4 protein-coding genes are annotated in these 6,863 nt (G+C 73.2%); all 4 read left to right on the plus strand.

Annotated features, from left to right (window positions below; genetic code table 11):
* Positions 1 to 193 precede the first annotated feature (193 nt).
* Genes GXP76_RS32730 through GXP76_RS32745 form a run of 4 tightly spaced genes read left to right on the plus strand, consistent with a single transcriptional unit; the run spans position 194 to position 6,640 of the window.
* A complete protein-coding gene (locus GXP76_RS32730) occupies positions 194 to 1,963 on the plus strand; it encodes an IucA/IucC family siderophore biosynthesis protein (protein ID WP_242575251.1) in 1,770 nt (589 codons plus the stop codon).
* Complete coding sequence (locus tag GXP76_RS32735) at positions 1,960 to 3,432, plus strand: lysine N(6)-hydroxylase/L-ornithine N(5)-oxygenase family protein (RefSeq protein ID WP_242575252.1); 1,473 nt, start codon at positions 1,960 to 1,962, stop codon at positions 3,430 to 3,432. The genes GXP76_RS32730 and GXP76_RS32735 overlap by 4 nt, the downstream gene beginning before the upstream one ends.
* Positions 3,429 to 5,261 carry an IucA/IucC family siderophore biosynthesis protein gene (locus GXP76_RS32740; protein WP_242575253.1) on the plus strand — a complete coding sequence of 611 codons (1,833 nt, stop codon included), beginning with the start codon at positions 3,429 to 3,431 and terminating at the stop codon, positions 5,259 to 5,261. The genes GXP76_RS32735 and GXP76_RS32740 overlap by 4 nt, the downstream gene beginning before the upstream one ends.
* Positions 5,258 to 6,640, plus strand: a complete 1,383-nt coding sequence (locus tag GXP76_RS32745) for a glutamine synthetase family protein (protein ID WP_242575254.1) — start codon at positions 5,258 to 5,260, stop codon at positions 6,638 to 6,640. Before GXP76_RS32740 ends, GXP76_RS32745 begins: the two co-directional genes overlap by 4 nt.
* Positions 6,641 to 6,863: the final 223 nt, after the last annotated feature.

The raw sequence follows: 6,863 nt of genomic DNA on the forward strand, positions 1-6,863 counted from the left end.
CGCACGCGACGGTGGCGGAGGTGGAGCGGTTGCTGGATGCGGTGGTGGCCGCGGGTGCGGTGGAGGAGGGGTTGTGAGCGGGGTCGAGCGGGGCGCTGCCCCGGGCCCCGCTCCTCAATCGCCGGAGGGGCTTGATGGGGCCGCCGGCCCTGGAGAGGTGGAGGGGCTTCATTGGGCCGCCGGTCCTCAAGGGGTGGCCGGCGGGGATCCGCTTGATCACCCCGATCCCCTCCGCGCCGCCGACTCCGTCGCCGTCGAGACACTGCTCCGCGCGTACGTCCGGGAGACCGGGACCGACGTGCCTCCCAGTGGCGGACTGCTCCGTCTGCGTCTGCCGTGCAGTGCGCTGAACCTGCGTGTACGCGTGCTGTACCGGTCCGCCACCGGGTGGCACCGGTTCGGGCGCGTGCGGGTCGTCACCTCCGGGCAGGGCGGCAGTCTGCCCGCCGACGTCGGGCTCGTCGCCGCCGCCCTCGTACGGGAGTCCACCCTCGGACGCGGCGCGCCGCCGCATCTCGGCGCGGATGCCGTCGGGCGGGTGATCAGCTCCGCCGCGCGGACCGGCGTGCATCTCGTACGGCGGCGGGCCGAGGAGCCGGGTGCGCGAGGGGTGACGCCGTTCCTCGACGCCGAGCAGGCGTTGCTCCTCGGGCATCCCTTCCATCCCGCGCCCAAGAGCCGCGAGGGGGCCTCGGACAGCGAACTCGACGCGTACTCACCGGAGTTGAGGGGATCGTTCCCGCTGCACTGGTTCGCCGTGCACCCGGACGCCGTCGTCGGCGAGAGCGCCGACGGCCGCACCCCCGCCGAACTGCTGCGGCCCCTCACCGACGGGCTCGGGCTGTCCGTGCCGGACGGGATGGCCGTGGTGCCCGCGCATCCGTGGCAGGCGCGTGACGTGCTCGCCAGGCCCGCCGTCAGCGCGCTCGTGGACGCGGGGCTGCTGCGGCCGCTCGGGCCCGCCGGGCCCCACTGGTACCCGACCTCGTCCGTGCGGACCGTGCACCGGCCCGGCGCCGACGTCATGCTGAAGCTCTCCCTCGGTATGCGGATCACCAACTCCCGCCGCAACAACCTCCGCTCCGAGATGCGGCTCGGTGTCCGCGCCGCCCGGCTGCTGGCCGCCGGGCCCGCCGGGCGGCTGCGCGCCGAGCACCCGGAGTTCGCGATCCTGCGCGACTTCGGCTGGGTGTCCGCCGGCGCAGACGGGGACGCCGAGACCGGGCTGGAGACCGCCGTACGCGACAACCCCTTCCGGGGCGCGGGGCTCGAAGGGCTCTGTGTCGCCGGGCTGGTGGCCGAACGGACCGGCCCCGGCGACGGCTCGCCGCCCGCGCACCGCGCGCTGCTCTGCGAGGCCGTCGCCCGTACCGCCCGCGCCCACGGCGTCTCCACCGCCGAGGCGTCCGCGCGCTGGCTGGCCGCGTACCTGGACGTGCTCGCCGTGCCGCTCATCCGTCTGCGTGCCTGGTACGGCATCGCGCTGGAGCCGCACCACCAGAACACGCTCGTCGCGCTCGACACGGACGGGCTGCCGTGCGCCGGCTGGTACCGCGACAGCCAGGGCTACTACGTCGCCGCCTCCCACGCGGCCGACGTGGAGCGGCTGTTGCCGGGCGCGGCCGACGGGCTCGACCTCGTCTTCGACGACGCGTTCGTGGACGAGCGCGTCGCGTACTACCTCGGCATCAACAACCTCCTCGGCCTCGTCGGCGCGTTCGGCGCGCTCGGGCTGGCCGACGAGGACGGCCTGCTGCGCGTGCTGCGCGCCCGGCTGGAGCGGCTGCGCTCCGCCGAGCCCGGGGCGAAGGCCCTGCTCGACCTGCTGCTGGACGCGCCCGTGCTGCGCTGCAAGGGCAACTACCTGACCTGCGTGGACGGGCTCGACGAGCTCGTCGGGGACGTCGAGTCCCAGTCCGTCTACGTCGACCTGACCAACCCCCTCGCGGAGGCCCAGCGGTGACCGAGTCCGAGCCCGAGTCCGCATTCGGTACCCCTGTGTACGACCTGGTCGGCGTCGGCATCGGTCCGTTCAACCTCTCCCTCGCCGCCCTGGCGGACGGCGCCCCGGAGCTGCGCACGCTGTTCCTCGACGCGAAACCGGCGTTCTCCTGGCACCCCGGTCTGCTGATGGAGGGCACCACCCTCCAAGTCCCCTTCCTGGCGGACCTAGTGACGATGGTCGATCCGACGAGCCCGTGGTCGTACCTCAACTATCTGCGCCACCACGACCGGATGTTCCCCTTCTTCTTCTCGGAGCGCTTCCACATACCGCGCCGCGAGTACGACGCCTACTGCCGCTGGGTCACCGAGGGGCTGACGTCCTGTCAGTTCGACGCGTACGTACACCGGTTGGGGTGGGACGCGCGGCGTGAGCTGTTCGTCGTCGTCCACCGCACGGCGGACGGCGCCCTCACCCGCGTCCTCGCCCGGCAGATCGCCCTCGGGGTGGGGACGAACCCGGTCGTGCCGGAGCCGCTGCGCCCGCTCCTCGCGGACACCGCGCACACGGGCCGGGTGCTGCACAGCGCTGACTACCGGACGCACCGCGCACGCCTCGCGGCCTGCGACGACGTGACCGTCATCGGCGCCGGCCAGTCGGGCGCGGAGGTCGCGCTGGACCTGTTGCGGCACCAGGACGGGGCCGGGGCGGGCGGCCCGTACGTCCGCTGGCTCGCCCGTACGAACGCGTTCGCGCCGATGGAGTACTCGAAGATCGGGCTCGAACACTTCACGCCCGACTACATCCGCTACTTCCGCGCCCTCCCGGAGGACCGGCGGGAGCAGCTCGTACGCGAACAGTGGCAGCTCTACAAGGGCGTCAGCGACGAGACGCTGGGCGAACTGCACGACGAACTGTACGAGCGGACGATCGGCGGGGCGGACCCAAGAGCCGCGCTGCATCCGGGAGTCGAGATCGTCGCGGCAGAACCGGCGGACCGGGGCTATGTGTTGACGTGCCGTCATGCACAACAGAACGCGCTCTTCGAGTTCCGGACGTCCGCGATCGTCTCGGCCACCGGGTACGCGGCGTCCCGGCCCGCCTTCCTCGACGGCGAGGATTGCGAGGACGGCGAGGAAGGCGAGGGCGGCGCGCAGGGTCTGGGCACGCTCGTGGACTGGGACGCACAGGGCCGGTACCGGGTCGACGGCGACTACCGCGTCGCGCTCGACCCCGGGGTCTCGGGCACGCTGTACGTCCAGAACGCCGAGATGCACACGCACGGCGTCGGCGCGCCCGACCTGACGCTCGGCGCCTGGCGCGCGGCGACGATCCTGAACGCCGTGGCGGGGCGGACGGTGCTGCGGGTCCCGGAGCGGGCGGCGTGGACGACGTTCGGCGTACCGCGCCCCGGTTCCGGCGGCGCCCACCCCGACCTGCCCGCTCCCGCCTCCGCCCATTCCGTCGTCTCCGAGGAGAACGTCCGATGAACCACCCCGACCTGGACGCCTGGGAGCAGGCCGGCCGACGGCTGCTGATCAAGGCCGTCGAGGAGTTCGCGTACGAGGAACTGCTCGTCCCCGTACCCGTCCCCGTACCCGACGGCGTCCCCGTACCCGGCGACGGGACCGCCGGTCTCTACCGGCTCGACCTCGGCGACGACGTCCACTGGACGCTGCGCGCCGCGCGCGGCACCTTCGGCACCTGGCGCGTCGAGCCCGGCAGCCTGCTCCGTCACCCGGACGTCCCGGACGGCCAGGAGGCCGGGCCCGAGCGCCTGCTGCTCGACGCGCGCGGCGTGCTCGGGTGGGACGGTGCCACCACCGCCGAGGTCCTGCGTGAGCTGACCGCCACCCGGCGGGCCGGCGCCGAGGCGATCGTCAGAGCGCTGCCCGCCGCCGAGCTGGCCGATCTGGACCATCTGGAGCTGGAGGCGTACCAGGACGGGCATCCCTGCATGCTCCTCAACAAGGGCCGCCTCGGTTTCTCCGCGTCCGACGCCGCCGCCTACGCACCCGAATCGGCCCCCGCCGTACGGCTGTTGTGGGCCGCCGTGCACAGCGACCTCGCCGTGTACTCCGGTGTACCCGGGCTCGACGCCGAACGGCTGCTCGCCGAGGAACTGGACCCGGCGACGCGCGAGCGGTTCGCCGCCGTCCTTGCCGGGGCGTGCGCCCGAACCGGCCTGAACGGAGCCGGGTTCAGCTGGCTGCCGGTGCACCCCTTCCACTGGGACGAGGCCGTCGCCACCCTCTTCGCGCCGTATCTCGCCGAGGGCCGCGTCGTACTGCTCGGACAGAGCGACGACCGCTACCGTCCCCTCCAGTCGATACGCACCCTCGCCAACATCGACCACCCGCAGCGCCGCAACGTCAAGGTCCCGCTGCTGATCCGCAACACCCTGGTCTGGCGCGGGCTCTCGACCGCACCGACCGAGGCCGCGCCCGACGTGAGCGCCTGGCTGCACTCCGTACGGGACGCCGACCCGTATCTGAGCCAGGAGCTGCGGATCCATCCGCTCGGCGAGGTCGCGGCCGTCGCCGTGGGACATCCGCTGTACGAGTCGGTCGAGGACGCCCCGTACCGCTACCACGAACTCCTGGGCGCAGTCTGGCGCGAGCCGGTCGCCGCGCTGCTCGACACCGGCGCCGGTGAACGCGCCCGCACCATGGCCGCGTTGCTCAAGACCGGCTCCGACGGGCGCGCGCTCACCGCCGAACTGGTCGAGCGCTCCGGCCTCACGCCCACGGCCTGGCTGGAACGATTCTTCGGGGCGCTGCTGCCGGGGCTGCTGCACTACCTCTACCGCTACGGTGTCGCCTTCTGCCCGCACGGCGAGAACACCGTCGTCCTCTTCGACCGCGACGAGATCCCGATCGGTATCGCGGTCAAGGACTTCGCCGAGGACGTGAACCTGCTGCCCGGCGCCCGGCCGGAGTACGCCACGCTCTCCGGGCGCGCCGACCGCGTCCTGCTGCGCTGGCCCGCCCACGAGCTGGCGCACTCGCTGCTCAGCGCGGTCTTCGCCGGACACTTCCGGTTCTTCGCCCCGCTGTGCGCCGGTCAACTGGGCGTGCCCGAGGACGAGTTCTGGTCCCTCGTACGCGCCGAGATCGAGCGCTACCACGCCCGCTTCCCGGAGCTGGCCGACCGCTTCGACTCCTACGGGCTCCTCGCCCCGTCCTTCGACCGCGTCGCGCTCAACCGCGAACAGCTCCTGGGCGGCGGCTTCCACGACCGCTCGGAGCGCGACGAGGGCTTCGACGTCGTGCACGGCACCGTGCCGAACCCGCTGGCGCGAACGGAGGACCTGAAATGAGCGACCCCTACGAGCAGTTGCGGGCCGAGGCCGCCGCCGGGCGGGTCGAGGAGGTGATCGTGGCCGTCCCCGACATCCAGGGGCGGCTCCAGGGCAGCCGGCTCTCCGTCCCGTACTTCCTCGACGAGAGCGAAGGCACCGGCACCGGGGACGGTCCCGGCTTCGGCGCGTGCGTCTATCTGCTCGCCTCCGACGTGGAGATGGACACCCGCCCCGGCTACGCCATCGACGCCTGGAAGACCGGCTTCGGCGACTTCCTCCTGCGGCCCGACCCCGCGACCCTGCGCACGCACCTCCCCTGGGACGAGGGCACGGCGCTCGTCATCGCCGACGCGCACTGGCCGGGCGCCGGTGGCTCACCGGTCGCCGTCGCCCCCCGCCACATCCTGCGCACGCAGCTCGACCGCCTCGCCGAGCGCGGGCTGACCGCGCTGGCCGGTACGGAACTCGAATTCCTCGTCTTCCTCGACACCTACCGCGCCGCCCGTGAGACCCGCTACCAGGGCCTGGTACCGGCGACCACGTACAACGTCGACTACGCGCTCCAGGGCCTGACCGAGATCGAGCCCGTCGTGCGCCGTATCCGCCGCGAGATGGGACGGGCCGGGCTCGCGATGGAGACGGCGCGCGGGGAGTGCCACGCGGGGCAGTACGAGATCGTCTTCCGTTACGCGGAGGCGATGGCGACCTGCGACAACCACGTCTTCTTCAAGAACGGCGCCAAGCAGATCGCCGCGCAGGAGGGTGTGGCGCTCACGTTCATGCCCAAGTTCGACGAGGGCGAGGGCAATTCGTGCCACGTCCATCTGTCGCTGCGCGGCACGGACGGCACCGCCGTCCTCGCCGACGCGTCCGCCGACGACGGCTTGTCCGCCCTGATGCGGCACTTCGTCGCCGGCCAGCTCGCCTGTCTGCCGGACTTCACCCTGCTGATGGCGCCGAACATCAACTCCTACAAGCGCCTCCAGCCGGGGGCCTTCGCGCCGACCGGCATCACCTGGGGCCGCGACAACCGGACGTGTCCGATACGGGTGGTCGGGGCGGGGTCCTCGATGCGTGTCGAGCACCGGGTGCCGGGCGGTGACGCCAACCCGTATCTGGCGGTCGCGGCGGCGGTGGCCGCCGGTCTGTACGGGATCGAGAACCGGCTCGAACTCCCGCCCCCGCACCGGGAGAACGCGCTCGCCGACCCGTCGGTGCCCCGGCTGCCCGGCACGCTCACCGAGGCGCTGCACCGCTGGGAGAGCAGCGAGATCGCCGCGAAGGTCTTCGGCGAGCCGGTGGTCGCGCACTACGCGCAGGCGGCCCGTACCGAACTGGCCGCGTTCGAGACGTCGGTGACGGACTGGGAGCGCATGCGCGGCTTCGAGCGGCTGTAGCCGCGACAAGCCGGCCCGGCGGGCCCGGACACGGCCTGGGCCGTGTCCGGCACGTCCCGCCCCGCCTGGCCGGCGGAGCCTGGCAGGGCACCTCGCCGCGTTGTGGCCGGACGGCCGAGTACGCCCGGTCCATCCACAACGCCGACCCTCCGCCTTGCGACGCACCGCACCATCCGCCGCGGGCCCCGCCCCGCGGGCGGACGGCGCCATGTGCCGGACCCGG

The sequence above is a fragment of the Streptomyces sp. NP-1717 genome (assembly GCF_022695985.1).
In the GTDB taxonomy this organism is placed as follows: Bacteria; Actinomycetota; Actinomycetes; order Streptomycetales; family Streptomycetaceae; genus Streptomyces.